This is a genomic window from SAR324 cluster bacterium (genome assembly GCA_015232315.1).
Lineage (GTDB): Bacteria > SAR324 > SAR324 > SAR324 > NAC60-12 > JADFZZ01.
The window spans coordinates 58,968-75,065 of record JADFZZ010000020.1; the positions used below are offsets into that span (position 1 = coordinate 58,968).

Genomic DNA, 16,098 nt, shown 5'->3' on the forward strand with positions numbered 1-16,098 from the left:
ATTATTCGCACATCGGTGATGGTGGTATTTCTGTGTTAAAGCTCAGGCGCGCATGATGGATAATAACCTGAATATGCCCATGAAACCCATTGACGTAGACCGGGATATGGTGATTTTTATGCCAGTTGCGGGCTTGGTCGGCACGTTCATCACACCACAGCCACGCAGGTGCCGGAACCAGAGAATATTCCGGACTGACTTTATCAAAAAACACATTGGGCACCAAAGATCGGCCGCCATGATGCGGAACCTTGAGAATTTCTGATTTCAATTGATCCGAAGTTTCCGCGACGTATTGTCCCATTTTTTCACCAAGATCGCCGGTGAACAGAATCTTGTGTCCTGCAAATTCCAGTTGCAGAACCATCGACATGTCATTGATTTTATTGGTGGGTCCTATTGGAGTGTGGATCGCGTCAGAAACATTCAAAACACGCATCAGCGCCCCTCCGCCAAGATCGAGTTCCTGTCCGTTTTCAACCTCAAGGAGCGGAATCTTCCGGTTTTCCAGCAGAGCTTTCATGTCAAGAACACTCTGGTAAACACAACGGGGGCTTTCAGCGTCACACAAAGCACGGTCTGGAACATGAAAATACACTTCCTTGACGCGTATTCCGGATTTCACAATCTGAAACAAACCTTCATAGTGATCCCGGTGCGGATGAGAAATGAATACACGATCAATCTGTTTTACATAATTTTGTTTGAGCCAGGGCATCAGTTTTTCTTTGGCAGGTTGCTCGTATCCGGCATCAATGAGAATTGTTTGACCATCACGGATCTGAATCAGGTGAGCATCCCCCTGTAGCGTCGTATGGTTGACATTGACCATTGTCCAGCGGAAATCCGGCATAGACCACCACATAACTCCTCGAGCCACATAGTCCTTCAACAAATCCTGATTGTTATGTATTGCCGCTCCTGTGATAACCCCGAGAATAAAGAATGACAGGGTCTTGAATGAGGGTAAAAATTTTTTCATAAATTATTCAAAAACAGTGAATGGTTTATGTTCCTGTTCCCAGTTTTTCAAGGACTGATAAACAGCGGTTTTCCTGAAATTTTCTTCAGAATAGGCCAGACGCAGATCACTTTCCAGCGAGGCACGGCCCAGTTTGTCAGCATTTTGAGATCCAAATGTGAATTTCAGTCCCATCAACAACACGGAAACCAGATCATGTCCGCATGACATCTGCCAGGCGTTTTCCAACTCAACCTTTAAATGGTTCAGATATTTTCGGATAGCCCCGACAGGCGCACCCACAGAAGAATTAAGACGGAGTGATTTCAGCAACTGATCCCTGTTGATTTTCAGGGTTTGCGGCTCAACAAAGTGTTCAAAATTCAAATGACTGAACCGGATGTTCAGATGTTGATTGAGAGAAAACCAGCGGCAACCCCCCAGAATATAGCCAGCGTCAATCAAGGTGTCCAGTATTGATTTTTTCACACGTCGTTCAAATTGTTCGATTCTGTCATCATCCCCATATTCCGCCAGCACTTTGGCCAGTGCTGAAGAGGATAAAATCATGCTTTCCAGATCATGGCAATCGGTCATTATCACATTGGGCGAAGGGGACACAATGTGATCCACACGCCAGAAATCCGCATCCACAATACCCACAATTCCGTCCAGATCTTGTTCCAGGGTCGTGACCATTTTGAGGACAGATTCCTTGCTGAACGCTGGAACAACCCTGCAATGCTCATTGTTGACAAACATTTTATAAAATCGGGCATCCGAATCACCTTCCACCACGATAAACACGCCCTTGTGCCGGACACGTTTCATCCGAATCGAGTTTACCAGAGCATGGGGCGAGCGTTCCATCATGCGTTGTCTCCTTCAAGCGCGATGGTCAGATCCCAGCGGTCATTGATGATTTCAGGCGAATGGGTCGCAACCAGCACATCGCATTCATTGATTTTTATAATTTTCTGCAATTGCTGTAAAAATTCTTCCTGCCACAGAACATGGAGCGACAATTCGGGTTCATCAATGAGAATCAGGGACCCTTTGGGGGTTTTGAACAACAATTCATACAGCAGCACCATTTCATGTTTTTCACCGGAAGACAAAACATCAGGTGACAGAATATGCCCTTGTGTGGACTGAAACAGGAAGCCTCGCTGTTTATCAATTTTCAGTCGTTTATGACTGAAAAGTTTGTTGACAATGGCGGTGAATAATTCAATCCGGTTGGCCAGTTCAGACAGCAGACTCAGTTTGTTCCAGGTATCTTCAACATAGAGAGAAAAAGCCAGACGCAGGTGTTTTTCCAGACGGGACGGCATTTCAAATTCGGTTTGTTCATCCATGCTCAGCAATCCGGTTTGAAGCAGTCGAATCCGGTTTTTCTCAAGATCCTGAAACTTTTTTTTGAGTTGAGCCTCATCCAGAATATCTGTTTTGCCTGACAGCAGTCTTGACGGATAACTGATATCCAAAGATTGGGCCAGGGCCGCATAACGGGCCAGTTCTGCCTGGATCAAGCGTACCAGTTCCCGTGAATAGAAGTTGACTGAATCCATCATGGAAGAAACCAGGCTGGAAGGTTCGGACAGCGTGTGCCGCAGAAACAGACGCTGAGCATCAATTAACCGGATATCACAACGGTCCTGCAACTGCTTCAGCCATTCAGGTCGCATTTCCTCAAGGTAGTATTTCAGCGAAGGAATGGATTGCCCAAAGGTGTCAATGACATCTTCCAGCGACCAGATTTCCTGTGTTGGCAGATATTGCCACGAGTTATTCCCTGTTCGTTTGAGCGAGGGAACACTGCGCTCTATGTCATGGAGAACGCCCATCAAATCCTGATTTTTGGAAACAGGCTCCAGTCGATATTGCTGATTCTGATAGCTGATCGTGAGTGCGGAATTCGCTGACATCACCTGATCCTTGTGCAACATAATCCTGCTTTGGTCTTCCAGCAGAATCTCACATTCCTGAAAGGGAATTTTTGCCAGAGCAATTTCCTGATGATTGAAAAAATAATGCAGGATCCTCAGAATGGTTGTTTTTCCAAACCCGTTGGGACCGTGCAGGATGGTGATGTGGTCTTTGTGGTTGAGGGCCAGACTATAATCCAGTGTCCCGAACAATTTTGTAATAACCAGTTGTCTGACTTGCATAAGGTCCTTCCGAATATTCCTGTTGCGTTATGTTATTGGCATGGTTCTTGTTATTTCGATAACCATCTCTTAATATTTTTTTCTCAATAACTTTTCATTCATGAAATTATGCGATTTATCAATCTGATTATTTGTTTTCTGGCGATCTTTATCGGAATTACCGGTTGGAGCAACACTGCGGAAGCCGGAAAACGGCAGACTGTCGCAACCAAAGAGTTTGTTTACAGGCAGGACTATAAGATACAGGTAGGCTTTGATGGCAGGAACATCATCACCCGCCTGATGCCTCAGAATGGTGAAGGTACCTACAGTTTTGCCGTGCGAACGTTGAAAGATCCCGGCAATAATTTTAAAAATATTAAAAAATACAACAACAACCGTCCCCTCTATAAAAACCGTTATGTCCGCATTCCTTTTGAAATACTGAATGATAATCTGCAAAGTCTGGCACTCAAGGCGTTGTTTCCAAATGACACCAGTGAAGCTGAAGGTTGGGCGCATCGTGTCACTTACAGGGGTGAAACATTGAGTTTGATTGCGATGACTTTCATGCGTGACGGCTTCGGCTCATCCCAACTGGCAACGTTCAATCACCTGAGAAAAGGTGGCAGGTATCTCAAAAAAGGAGATACGGTGGTGATTCCCTGGAAGTGGATGCGTGAAGGGCTTGAATTGCGCCCCATGAAAGTGCAACCTCCCTTGACGGCAAAAGCGGATTCAACGGGCAAGACCTGGGCGTATTATCAGATGAAACGGGGCGACGCGATTTATTCCTCGGTCATTGTGCGGTTCACCGGACGAATGCTGGCGGACGATGTCAGTAAAATGGCCGGGGATCTGTTGAAACTGAATCAAATCTCTGACCCCAAACGTATTACTCCGGGAACAGAAATCAAAATCCCACTGGAGTGGTTGAGCGAGGAATTTTTAGTACAAGACACGCCACGCCCATCACCAACCCCTGGGAAATCTTTAGCCAGAAAAGCACGTCAAGTGGCGAAAACCAGGCCAGTGGTTGAACAGCAGGAACAAATTCATGTCATTCTGGACGCAGGGCACGGTGGCAAAGATCCCGGTGCCACTTTCAAACATCCAACGCAACGGGGTCATGTTTTTGAAGATGAAGTGGTGTTTGATATCAGCCTGCGAATGCTTCCCCTGCTGACCAAAAGCGGTTATGTGGTTCATCCCACACGCTATGACATCAATAATAAACAGCCTGTTGAAAACTTATTGAGCAGAAAAGACGAAGATGAAGTCCTGATGGTTCACCCCAATTACCAAATAAGCGATACCAGAGCAGGTATCAACATGCGGGTCTATCTGATCAACTATCAATACAAGCAACTGGTCAAAGCTGGTGTGAAACCTGAAAATATACTGCTCATGAGCCTTCATGGAGATGCGTTGCACGCGTCTTTACGGGGTGCGATGGTTTATTATCCTGATGCGCGTTTGCGGCGTTCCAGTTTCCAGCTTGGCGGCAGAATTTACCGGAATATTCAGGAGTTTCAACGGGTCCTCCAATTTGATGACGACGACAATCGTGAAGCCGCCAGTGTCAGTTCGGCCTTTGGAAAAACCGTGATTGATTCCTTCAAAAAATCAGGACTTGCGGTCCATCCCTCTTCTCCTGTAAGAGGTTATCATTACCGTGGCGGAAAACGCACGTTACCGGCCATTCTGCGCTATAGCAAAATTCCCACCTCTGTGCTGGTGGAAATCGCCAATCTTGGCAATATGAGAGACCGAACCGATGTGTTGAAAGCAGAAATCAGACAAAAAATGGCGGAGTCCCTGGTGTCATCGATTGACACGCATTACAGCACCAGCAAAACTATCACGATCGCGAAAAATTGATTTCATGGAATTTATTGTTGCTGTAAATTTTCTGGTGACGGCAACCGCTTCAAGCCATCGCACGGTGTCATTCCGTGCTTGACACGGAATCCATCGGCGCACTCCTGGATCCCCGTTTTCACGGGGATGACATCGTGGCGGACCACAGGATTTCATCACCAAATTATTTACAGCAGGAATTTATTTATGTGGGTACTGACTGTTTTATTAGGGATCGTCCTGGTTTTGGGGGCTGGAATCTATCAATACCTTCGAACTGTTGACGCAGAACTGAAGAACACACAGTCTGAATTGCGGCATTTAAAGAAACTACTGGAACTGGACGAAAATGCTCAGCCTCAAGGTTCAGGCGGACTCAGACCACGAATTGCCATTGAACTCAAAAATCCGGTAGCTCTTGCGGAACGACATCATGGAATGGCCAAATATCTGGCAGAAGTTGCCCCTCAGGTGCTGACAGCCAAAGTATATGCCCGTTTCCAGGAAATACTCATACAGGAGTTGGAAAAAAGAGACATTGACGTTCAAGTTGAGACCATTCTGTATTGAACCGCTGTTTCTGAAGCCTGTCATGTGTGACGGGTTCACACTTGTGACACAACCCATTGTTAAGGACTTCCATGCTTGAACTTGTCATCAACAGTATTCTCACCGTGATCATTCTGTTTGGTAGTTGGCAACTCAAACGCAGCATTGCGTTATTGAGACAACAATCCATCGAACTCCATCAGGAAATGGCGGCCACCATTCAGTTTGTCGCAAAAAAACTCGAAGCAGCACAGGAATCCCGAGAGGAAGCAGAACTGGTCAAACAGGCCGTCAACACTGGTGTCAATTCCATGGAATCTCTGCATAAAACCTTGTCAGGACTCACCTTTGGTTTTCTTGAATCGGTGACAACGCCTGAAACGACCGAAGCTATGAAAAAACTGCATGCCCGCACTTCGGAAACTTTTTTTGACACTGTCCGTGCCATCAGTTCCCCTGAAAAACCCGTCAAACCTAAAAAACCTTCCTGAGCAGATCTCCACGTCTATTAAGTTAAGCACCGTGAAGGCACTTGCACCAATTCCCCCTTGGTTTAAGGGGGTTAGGGGGATGTTATTCTGAGCTTTAAATCCCCCCTGCCCCCTTTGAAAAGAGGGATTTTCTCGCAGGTAATTCCTTAACTTAACAGCCTTGGAGCAGATCTCCCCCAGGGTTTTGAAAGGGTCTTTATCCTCGATGATTCCCGCCGTTTATTTACTGACCAGCGTCTGAAATCCAGAAACTGGAAATAGCACATCTCTACGCCTGCCCATCAAAAAATATTTTTTGAAAAGTTATAGCTGTTTTTTGAGTATTTCTGAGTACTATCTTGAACCGTTTATGAATTATTGTTATCAACCGGATTACTATTATTTTCAATTCTCTCAAAAATAAGGAACATCATGTCTGAAAAAGATACAATCCTGGTAGTAGATGATGATTTGTTCAATCTGGATTTAATCGAAGAATATCTGGAAAATGAAGGCTATGAACTCATCACAACTTCATCAGGAAGGGAGGCGCTGGATTATCTGCGTAACACCACGAAAACAATCAAAGTGATTATCCTGGATTGGATGATGCCTGACATGGAGGGCATTCAGGTGCTCGAAACATTGAAACAGGATGTGAAATACAAACATATTCCCGTGATTCTTCAGACTGCGAAAAGCTATCAGGATGATATTGCGGAAGGGATGGACAAGGGCGCCTATCAATATTTGACCAAACCTTTTTCCGATTCAGTTCTCACGGCCATGGTCCGTTCAGCACTGACTGAATATAACCGTTTTGAAACCTTGAAGTCGAACCTCGATAAAAAGGTCGAGGCCTACCGTGAATCGACCATCCATGTCATCAAATCCAAATCCAGGGAATTTGAGTCCATGAAATTCAGTTTTCAGACGCAACAGTTGATCAATCAGTTTTTTTTGAAAAGTCTGGCCTGTCAGGATTATGACACACTCACCGCGGAACTGCTGGAGACCGCCAAACAATTTCAGTTTGAATCGGCTGAGGGCAAAAACATGCGGTGCAGTGTGTATGTGAAAGGGATAACAGATGTCAATATTTCTGATCGCGGTCTGAGCAGTCAAATGGATCATCATCTGCTTGAACGGGCATTGACCCAGGGCGACGTGTTTCAGGGGGGACGTTATACCGTTGTTCCCTCTAAAGAAAAACGTTCAGCTCTCATGATACGCAACAGTCCGCAAAATGTAACAGAACTGAATAAGGCCATTGAGACGATAAGCGTTCTGCTGGAACAATTTGATGCGAGACTTAAGCATTTTGACCGGGAAATCCAGATCCTCCAGCAAAACGATGAGCTTGTGAAAAAAAATCAGCAAATTTATCAGATTGTCAGATCCTGTAACAATGAATTATCCCAGATCAATGTGACTTATCAGAACATGAAAGAACAGCAAATGACAATCATGGAGCAAATGGAATCCATTATCCTGAAAAACCTTCCTGAGCATTCCACTGAGGAGATCAAAAAAATCTCTGCTATAATCAACACACAGGTTCTTGAATCCATGGAACTTTATTCGAAAGATCAGATCACCGATCAAAAGTTTTTGACTACAATTGAAAAATTGAAAAGTATTCTGGACCCTTCAGACGTTGAGCGAAAAGAACGTTTGCAACCTAAACAAATGAGTGACTCACCTCAGGATGAAGTGGATTTGCTACTCCAGAGTTTAGGATTGTAGATGAGTTTGCGGCAGATACGTTCCCTGAGGTGTCTCTGCCGCACAAAAGTCCGCATCTGTTCAGACGTGACCTCTACCACCACTATCAATTGAAAAGTCCATGTACATTTCCACTTCTCAGGAGATCCATATCATTCCTCTTCAAACCACTTCTCCAACAGACTGGTATCAGGAATTAACAGGCCATCTCCAAACCATTCAAAAAAAATATTTTTACTGTATTCTGCTCCGTTTTCAAACTGACTTTCCTCTGGATGTGAAAGTTGCCGGACAATTCATCCAATGCTACAAACTGCTACATGGTTCCTATGCCAAAAGAATTGGTGTTTGCGGCTTGACAGAGCAGTCCTTGTCGCATCTGCACGCAATGAACATTCATCAACTTTTCGAATTGTTTGCCACTCTGGAGCAAGCACTCGCCTCACATGAGTTACACCCCCTGAATGAGGCGGATAGAATTGTATTGTCTTATACAGATCATGATTTTCAACAGGCTCACGAAAATCTGAAGAAACGTTTACAGCTTGAAGAATTATTGGCCCATATTTCTTCCCGGTTCGTGGATATTGAAGATTATTCCATCGACGAGGAAATCCATAAGTCATTGCGGAAACTTGGCGAACACCTGGACATTCAGCAATGTTATTTTGTGAGATGGAGTCAGGATCATGAAAACGGCTATCACATTGATGAATGGAACAACAAAGGCACAGAAGTGTTTTCACCATTGCCCATACTGCTGGAACAAAATGAAGAATGGTTGAAAAATGAACTCAACACCCTGAAAACCGTCTTTCTGCCTTATTTTGAAGAAAATAGCCCTACGCCTGTCCTTGATTCTGAGTTGAGAGATTTGATCCTGATTCCTGTATTTTACAAAAAACAGCTCGAAGGCTTCTGGGGCATGGTTCTGCCTCATCAACGCAAAGGTTGGGACCCCTCGGATTTCATGATTTTCAGAATTCTGGGCGAAGTTTTTACCGGTGCGGCCCGAAGGGCACAGGTGATGGAAAAATTGAAGCAGGCCAAGGAACTCGCGGAAAAATCCAATCAGGCAAAATCCCAGTTTCTGGCAAACATGTCCCATGAATTGCGCACCCCCATGCATGCGATTCTGGGCTATTCCGAGCTGGGGGTCCAACATCTGGATCACAAGAAAACCGCTACGGATAAACTTTATAAATATTTTAATAATATCAAAGGCTCCGGGGAACGTTTATTAAGACTGCTGAACGACTTGCTTGATCTGTCCAAACTGGAAGCGGGAAAAATGACTTTCAAGATGGAACCCAATGGTCTGCCGGAGGTGACGCGACAGGTTCTGACAGATATTCAACCGTTGATTGACGAGAAACAGCTCAACATACATCTTGAGGCTTCTGACAATCTGCCCGGTTGTCTGTTTGACAGAGATCGAATGTCCCAAGTCATTCGGAATTTAATTTCCAATGCCATCAAGGTCTCGTTGCTGGAAACTAATATCTGGATCAACATTGTGGAAAAAAGCATGGAAAACGTGCTTGAATTCATGATCCGGGATGAGGGACCCGGTATTCCGGAAGGTGAACTGGAAGCCGTGTTTGATAAATTTGTCCAGAGCAGTCAAACAATCGCTAAAGGCGGTGGAACAGGGTTGGGACTTTCAATTTCGAGAGAAATTCTGGAGGCCCATCAGGGCAAAATATGGGCACAAAACGCACCGGAACAGGGGGCAGTCTTCATTTTCAGATTGCCGATTCAGGAGACCCTCTCCCTGAAAATGCAACTGGCAACTAACGCCTATGAGGACAAATTCTGAAACCGGAACCGTAAATGCAGTCCCAAACGGATTGTTTCAGCGCACAACAGTGGAATGAAATGGAGGTAGGCGGACATTGGCTGTGATTTTTCCTTGAGGAGCATGTGAAAACACGCCAGAACCGCAATGCCATAAACACTGCGGTGCAGTGCCTTCCAGCGTTTCCCTCCCAATTTTCGTAACATGCATTGCGGACTCGTCACAGCCAGAAGTGTTAATAAAATCCATGCGGCAATCCCCACAACAATGAAAGGTTTTTGCAGATTTTCCAGCAGGGTTCCCCCCAGATTATCCAGCATATACAACGTGAGGTGCACACTTGCGTAAATCCAGCAAGCAACACCAATATCACGTTTGTGTCGAAGCAATCGTTTCGGCCAGTCAAAACGGGATAACAGCACTCGCAAAGGCGAAATCCACATCACGGCCACCAGCAGATGAACCGTGGCTTCTCCGGTTTCCAAAATCATTGTTTCCACAGGATTGGAACCGAGTCTTCCCTGAAGAATCATAACCACAATATGAAAACACGGGACACACAGAAGCAGGCGTATTTCCCATTTGAGCCACGGATCAGAAAAGACACGCCCCACCTCCATCATGCTCATTTCCTTTCAATATTGCCAAACCGGGCATTGACCTCAATCCAGGGGAAAACATGCCGATCCAGAGGAAAATCATAGATGGCCAGTTCATAGTCCCTTGGCGTTGTCACAAATTCCACTTCCTTGACCAGCGGCGACCAGTGATGGGATGACTGCGGGTAGGAGCCCATGTCGCAATTTTCCAGAACCTGAGTGTATTCATTACGGACACGGTTTGAAAAACCACGGGTTGAAACCAGTGTGACCTGTGTGTCATGCAAGGCGCCACCAGTTTGCACGGTGAGCAAATTGCTGAGAAATTCGCACGCTTCCGGCAGGATTTCCGGAAAGACCACCCCCCGGATGGTGGAGGTGGGAACCAGGCCGAGAAATTGTCCGTCCCGCGCCATTGCCAGACAGACTTCGTGAGAAACGGATTCGGCACCGCCGATGAGTTGAACAAACATTCTGGAATCCAGAATGAGCTTGAGGATTCTGAAATAGGAATCAGTCACCCATGAGGAATAAAGCCCCTGATAACGTTTGAAAAACCGTTCGCCCTTGATCATGGCATGACGGATTTTTTCATGTCCGCAGGAACCATGCGCTGAGCCATTGTGCGCGCCAAACATGAGATTCCGGCAACGAAGTCCTTTCAGCAGTTTCTGTTGCTCCGGCGTTCCACCCAGTAGCATGCTTTCGGTTGTCAGACTGTTGGCACAGCCCTGACTGTAGCCCAGAAATCCCCACGGCGTCTTTATCTTGCGAATCACCTGTTCAATTTCCTGCGCATTGTGTTCCAGGGTCCTCAAGGTTCCGGTGTTTGCGCGAATGGTGCGGATTCCCCGCTGGTTCAGGAGACGCTCGTAAACCGGACTCAGCTCTGTGCCTTTTGAACCTTCGGTGATCAGTCCCATACAACTGATGATAGTGAAATCATATTTGCCCGGAGGAGGATCTATCAGCATGCGAACCAATGGATCCGATTTGAGGTAGCCCTGCTCTTCAGGAAAATAATAGAGCACTTCAATGATCGTATCGAGAAGTGCTGATTCATTTTCAAATTCAGTTTTTTTGCTACGGACATGTAGCCAGTTACGAACTTTCTCAATATCCTGCTGATAGTTTCTCAAAACTGAAAGCACCACCAGTGCTTCATAGTTCCGTTGCCAAAAGTGTTTGAACCAGGGCAGGGTGATCACATACGGTTCCTGTTTCAACAACGACGCACAAGTCTTGAAAGCGTGTTCATAGGCCTCCTGAGCTTCACTCTTACCGGCTTCGTGAGTCATCCATTTGAGTCCGATCTGATCGGCATGCTCAATGGTTTTTCGTGCGGTATCCATTTGCGGCTTGGAGGAAGTTTTGATTTTTAACGGTCCCGGCAGGCTATGCAGGTGAACCTGCAAATGATTTTTACGAGCCAGATAGGGGGGAGCCTTGGCGAGAATCTGTTCGGCAACATCTGACACAGCTTCATAATAACTGTCACCAGCATGTTTTCCACCTGACATGAAATCCTTGAGCTCAGGCAACACAATTCCGAGACGTCGGAACAATCTTTGATAATCCGATGGTTCCACAACATGCTGATCATCCTGCTTGATCAGTGACATCAGGGTGCTGGTCAGAATTTTTGTGCTGTTCTCAGACAATTCAACCAGAATTTCCTGAAAAAATCCCGGAGGATTGCTGAGAATATAATTCACCAGCAAATGCTGATTGAGTTGAACCACCAGACTTTGCCATGGCCAGGCCAGGCCTGTGCGCAGCAGCACAGCGACCTCTTTAGGCCCTAACAGAGTTGTCCCGCCCAGCATATGTGACAGGGTATTGGTATAAATTTGTTCTGTTTCTCCCGCGGGAACAGGAATATTGCTTGCTGGTTGAAGCTTGAGAACATCCCGAAGAAAAAAACTGACAACCACAGGCAGAAACGCATAGCGAACATCACCCACACCTTCCCCGATCAGTCGAATCCGTTTTTTGATGGCCAAAACTTTCTTCATCCGGAAAAGTTCTTCTTCACGCCAGCCTTCTTTCAGCGCATTGAGAATATAGGAAATCTGCTCCATCGTGAGGTATGGTGCCAGGCTGGCAAGTTTTGCGTGAAAATGTTCAGGCATCTCCCGTTTTCCGGCAATCACCGCATAGATCTTTCTTGCGCTGGGCAAACCTTTCAGGAACGATTTATACTGATTGTCCAGAACGAGTGGCGGAATCCGGGCCAGTTCAGGTGGGGGCAACGCCTCTTCAGGTTTAAGAATATCTCCGACCCAGCGTAGAATCCTGTCAACTTCATAGTCATAAGGATGATCAGGATAAACTTCGCTGATGATGCGCTTCAGCGCGGGACGATCCATTCCCCGGCCATCTGTGACCTGTTTCAGAATGACACGCAATTGCTCAAACCATCGTTCATCATTGCTGAGAAATTTTGATAAAATCCGGGCCATGTCTTCATTGGGAATCAAATCCTTGGGATCATTGATATCATCCTTTTCCAGAATCCCGCGATATTTCTGATAATGCCGATGAAGGGTTCCCAGTCGTTCCGCCCAGGATTCAGAAAAATGTTTGAGAAGTCCCAACACATGATTCACGGCTTTGTCTGAGTTGATCACATCCACCAGTTTTGAGCCATCTTTCTGTGGATTGAGCAGGTCATTCAACAGCCTGGCATTGAACACACCGGAATCATCGCCAGTGAGAGTGAAATATCCCAGATCATTCACCTGTAATTGGAGGTGTCCCTGTCGTTTACGGGACAAAAACAGATCGGAACGTCCAAGGGGGGAAACCAATACAGGACTTTTTCCATGCATGTTCCATTGAATCCCGATGTTCGTTTTACCAAGACCGGAAATGTCCAGATCGCCTTCTGAAACCTCACCTTCAAACGACATTTTTTCAGGCCATTCGATCCGTTTTTCACCGAGAACCATCCGACAGTCTGAGGTTTCAAGATGGATCGAGGAGTTTTTAATCAAAAATTTGGGCACCGGAGCCGCTGAATCAAGTTCGGCCTTCAGTTTCAAAACAAAGTGGGCATCGATCCAGTGTTCCAGCGGATCATCAATCATGAGCTCTGGAATCGACGCAATGAATGTTTTGCCGGTCAATTGAAGCTCGCCCGATGCTTCCAGTTCCAGATTGAGTTTTTTAGACGTCCATTGGGCGTGGCCTTCAAATTTGCCATGATGGATGGTGTTTTCCCACAAGATCTGGGAACTTTCCAACGTGGCCGGACTTGCGGTGTTCATGCTGCCACTGAAAGCGAACTGTCCCTCCGGAGAGGTTGGCTTCCAGTCTGGCGGAATGGTCATGTTTCCAGACCCCTTGAGTTCCATGCTCGGGAGATACAACGGCAGAATGATTTGCCCGGTGATCGCGGGATGCCTGAGTTGTGCTTCCATACGAAGCGGACTGAGAGTGAAACCCTGACTGAGTTGCATCTTGAATTCTGGCACAGGCGCGGGCCATTCCCTGGCGAATTCCGGCTTTTCCCATATTTTGGCAATCAAGGCTCCGGGATGGATTTTTCCAGACATGTCACAGGGTTTGGGAACGTTGCCTCGTGACGAAACATCCGCCCGGGCGTTGAAAGTGAAATAATCGTTCTGGCGTTGCAGTTTCATTGAACCCTGCAATTCCATCCAGTCCCGACCTTCCACATTGCAGGACAGGATGCTGTTGAGAATGAGTTCCATCCGGGTGGTGATCAACGGAAGATAGCCTCTCATGGAAAAAGACGCGTTCAAGCCAGCCAGTGTGTCCGAGATTTTCAGGGCCAGATCATGGGTCGGGACGTTTTGTGTCAGCATGTTGGCCGATGCCAGCGGATTGGAGGACAGCAATTTTTCCAACGAAGCGTGCAGGGTTGGCAAAACAGCAGAAGGCAACAAAAACTTGATGAAGGGAAAGGAGATCGCGTCAAAATAGCGAATCATTCCGGTAAACTTGAATTGCAAATGATGTTCACGTTTCTTCCAGACATTTTTTGCCTGGATTTCACTCAGTTTGACCGTGGCCAGATGCTCCGCTTTTTCAGCAAGCATGGTGGCGAGTTGATCCATGTCATCCGTCAAATTTTCTGAATCCGGCACATTCTTGAGAAATTTCCGGATCATCGACTTCATGGTCGTTGCCATTACAGGATTCTTCATCCATGGCAGTTGCGCCAGCAGATGCCCGATAAATTCCTGAAGTTGCTTGTCACGGAATACATGGTTGATCTCTCTGAGGGCCACTACAATATTTTCCAGGCCCAGAGGCGGTGTGATTTTTATGCGAAGATTTGTGATCACGGATTCTCCGGTGGGCTCCGCGGTGTTGATTTCCACATGTCCATTGAGGGTGCAATTTTCTTCAATTCTGATGATACACGGCATTCCGGTAGATAAGGGCATTTCATAGAGTCCGGGCACAAGCTCTGCCGTGAAATCCACGATCCCTTTTTCCACCAGTTCCGCTTCATTTTTTTCCAGAACAAGTTCCAGCGATTCCGGCAGTTTGAGGGGTTCAAAGATTCCCGAGTTTTTGTTCAGATTGATGGTTCGTTGCACTCTCACAGATCCTCCTTGTAATATTGTTGATACTCCTCATATACATGCGGAAAAGAACGATAGATTTCCAGAAAAAATTTAAAGGAAGCCATTTTTAACCAGGAATAAATCGGAGTAGCCGATAAACTCGCAAGAAACAGTCTGAGCCAGAAATTTTCAACCAGTAGCAGTACGAGCAACGGAATCAACGCTACAAAAATCAATTCAACCACCACCCGGATCAGAAAAAACACCCAGGATTTCCAGAAAACCTGCCAGTTGAGAAATAATTGAAAAAACAGATGCAGTTTCTCCGGAAAACTGCCTCTGGAAATAACCGCAAGTTTCGATGAAAAGGAGAAACCGGCCATTAACAGCGGTATTGCCAAAAACAGAAATCCTCCTAAAAACAACAACCAATAGGGGGAACCGGAGTGATTCCATCCCAACCAGCTCACACCAAACCCTAGAAGTGACCACAACACAACCACGCCACAGATGGCGCTCACCGCAATGGCATCCCAGGCCATCTGTTGCCAGCGCAGATAAGTCAGTGAACCCAGCAATCCGAATTTTTCACGTTCATGGCGATGCATCCTGCGCATGTCACTCGAAGGCCACATCGAGATAATTTGTTTGAGAAAAAAAAGGCCTAAGCCAACCGCCAGTGTTCGGGAATCTGTCAGCAGATTGAAGATCGCTCCCGGAAGTTCATCAAACACATACGGAGCCGCATTGATTCCAAGCGCCTTGAAATCTGGAAGATTCAGCGAGGAACGATCAATTTTGACATAAATCTTCAGGACGCGATCAGCAATGATGAGCAAAAAAACAAGCAGAAAGAACGATTTGTATTTGAACAAGTCCTTGACGGAATTGAATAGAAGAAGGTTAAACCATTGCCGCATCAGGCGATCTCCCAGTGTTGAGGAATTAATGTTCAGGCGCGAATATTCCGCGAAATGACAAAAGTTGTACTCTTGATCATCGGGGCCGGGTCAGACACGGATCGTTCGTCTGTACTACCGATGATATGGATCTATGACATTCAAAATCGTCCAGAGCAAGACACATCAGGGGATAATTTATCGGATCTCCACGGATTTCTTGTTGGAAAGCGTAAGTACCCCATCAAAAGTTTTTTAACAATAATTTGGTTCCTGACGTCTCTTCCAAGTCTGTTAAGTTAAGCCCTGTGAAGTCACTGGCACCAATTCCCCCTTGGTTTAAGGGGGTTAGGGGGATGTTATTCTGATCGCTAAATCCCCCATGCCCCCTTTGAAAAGGGGGATTTTATCGCAGGTAATTTCTTAACAGACTTGCACCAGAGGTAGGGAACCAGAAAAAAGGGTTAAAGATTTATGGTCGTGAACGGGAGGCTTTGCAAAATAATCATGGACATTGTGCTGATGGATTCGTTATGAATCTTTTATACC

At 46.1% G+C, this 16,098-nt stretch carries 11 protein-coding genes; 5 read left to right on the top strand and 6 right to left on the bottom strand.

Annotated elements, in window-relative coordinates:
- Position 1: 1 nt before the first annotated feature.
- The 3 genes from HQM11_13585 to HQM11_13595 are packed head-to-tail and all read right to left on the bottom strand — an operon-like array spanning position 2 to position 3,132.
- Positions 2-982: an MBL fold metallo-hydrolase gene (locus tag HQM11_13585; protein ID MBF0352058.1), complete on the bottom strand. Its 981-nt coding sequence runs from the start codon at positions 980-982 to the stop codon at positions 2-4.
- Between the two features lie 3 nt (positions 983-985).
- Entirely contained in the window at positions 986-1,834 is an 849-nt protein-coding gene (locus HQM11_13590) for a DUF4435 domain-containing protein (GenBank protein ID MBF0352059.1), read from the bottom strand.
- Positions 1,831-3,132, bottom strand: coding sequence for an AAA family ATPase (locus HQM11_13595; GenBank protein ID MBF0352060.1), 1,302 nt, complete (start codon positions 3,130-3,132; stop codon positions 1,831-1,833). Before HQM11_13595 ends, HQM11_13590 begins: the two co-directional genes overlap by 4 nt.
- Before the next feature lie 108 nt (positions 3,133-3,240).
- On the opposite strand from HQM11_13595, the gene HQM11_13600 reads away from it, so the two are divergent.
- From HQM11_13600 to HQM11_13620, 5 genes are all read left to right on the top strand, one after another.
- Positions 3,241-4,992: an N-acetylmuramoyl-L-alanine amidase gene (locus tag HQM11_13600; protein ID MBF0352061.1), complete on the top strand. Its 1,752-nt coding sequence runs from the start codon at positions 3,241-3,243 to the stop codon at positions 4,990-4,992.
- 186 nt (positions 4,993-5,178) lie between these two features.
- Positions 5,179-5,541, top strand: a complete 363-nt coding sequence (locus HQM11_13605; protein MBF0352062.1) for a hypothetical protein — start codon at positions 5,179-5,181, stop codon at positions 5,539-5,541.
- Between the two features lie 71 nt (positions 5,542-5,612).
- The gene (locus tag HQM11_13610) at positions 5,613-6,011 is read left to right on the top strand and encodes a hypothetical protein (protein MBF0352063.1); all 399 of its coding nucleotides are present in this window, start codon (positions 5,613-5,615) and stop codon (positions 6,009-6,011) included.
- Positions 6,012-6,422: 411 nt separating this feature from the next.
- On the top strand, positions 6,423-7,736 hold the full coding sequence (locus HQM11_13615) for a response regulator (GenBank protein MBF0352064.1): 1,314 nt from the start codon (positions 6,423-6,425) through the stop codon (positions 7,734-7,736).
- 100 nt (positions 7,737-7,836) lie between these two features.
- Complete coding sequence (locus tag HQM11_13620; GenBank protein ID MBF0352065.1) at positions 7,837-9,534, top strand: HAMP domain-containing histidine kinase; 1,698 nt, start codon at positions 7,837-7,839, stop codon at positions 9,532-9,534.
- Here the strand turns inward: HQM11_13620 and HQM11_13625 are convergent.
- The 3 genes from HQM11_13625 to HQM11_13635 are packed head-to-tail and all read right to left on the bottom strand — an operon-like array spanning position 9,516 to position 15,570.
- On the bottom strand, positions 9,516-10,136 hold the full coding sequence (locus tag HQM11_13625) for a ferric reductase-like transmembrane domain-containing protein (GenBank protein MBF0352066.1): 621 nt from the start codon (positions 10,134-10,136) through the stop codon (positions 9,516-9,518). The genes HQM11_13620 and HQM11_13625 overlap by 19 nt on opposite strands.
- Positions 10,137-10,138: 2 nt before the next feature.
- On the bottom strand, positions 10,139-14,689 hold the full coding sequence (locus tag HQM11_13630) for a hypothetical protein (protein MBF0352067.1): 4,551 nt from the start codon (positions 14,687-14,689) through the stop codon (positions 10,139-10,141).
- A complete protein-coding gene (locus HQM11_13635; GenBank protein ID MBF0352068.1) occupies positions 14,686-15,570 on the bottom strand; it encodes a hypothetical protein in 885 nt (294 codons plus the stop codon). The genes HQM11_13630 and HQM11_13635 overlap by 4 nt, the downstream gene beginning before the upstream one ends.
- Positions 15,571-16,098 lie beyond the last annotated feature (528 nt).

Bases quoted from the DNA above. Each gene is read 5' to 3' on its own strand.
- HQM11_13595 (MBF0352060.1), bottom strand. From the start codon at position 3,132: ATGCAAGTCAGACAACTGGTTATTACAAAATTGTTCGGGACACTGGAT.
- HQM11_13620 (MBF0352065.1), top strand. From the start codon at position 7,837: ATGTACATTTCCACTTCTCAGGAGATCCATATCATTCCTCTTCAAACC.
- HQM11_13625 (MBF0352066.1), bottom strand. From the start codon at position 10,136: ATGATGGAGGTGGGGCGTGTCTTTTCTGATCCGTGGCTCAAATGGGAA.
- HQM11_13635 (MBF0352068.1), bottom strand. From the start codon at position 15,570: ATGCGGCAATGGTTTAACCTTCTTCTATTCAATTCCGTCAAGGACTTG.
- HQM11_13615 (MBF0352064.1), top strand. From the start codon at position 6,423: ATGTCTGAAAAAGATACAATCCTGGTAGTAGATGATGATTTGTTCAAT.
- HQM11_13585 (MBF0352058.1), bottom strand. From the start codon at position 982: ATGAAAAAATTTTTACCCTCATTCAAGACCCTGTCATTCTTTATTCTC.
- HQM11_13600 (MBF0352061.1), top strand. From the start codon at position 3,241: ATGCGATTTATCAATCTGATTATTTGTTTTCTGGCGATCTTTATCGGA.
- HQM11_13605 (MBF0352062.1), top strand. From the start codon at position 5,179: ATGTGGGTACTGACTGTTTTATTAGGGATCGTCCTGGTTTTGGGGGCT.
- HQM11_13590 (MBF0352059.1), bottom strand. From the start codon at position 1,834: ATGATGGAACGCTCGCCCCATGCTCTGGTAAACTCGATTCGGATGAAA.
- HQM11_13610 (MBF0352063.1), top strand. From the start codon at position 5,613: ATGCTTGAACTTGTCATCAACAGTATTCTCACCGTGATCATTCTGTTT.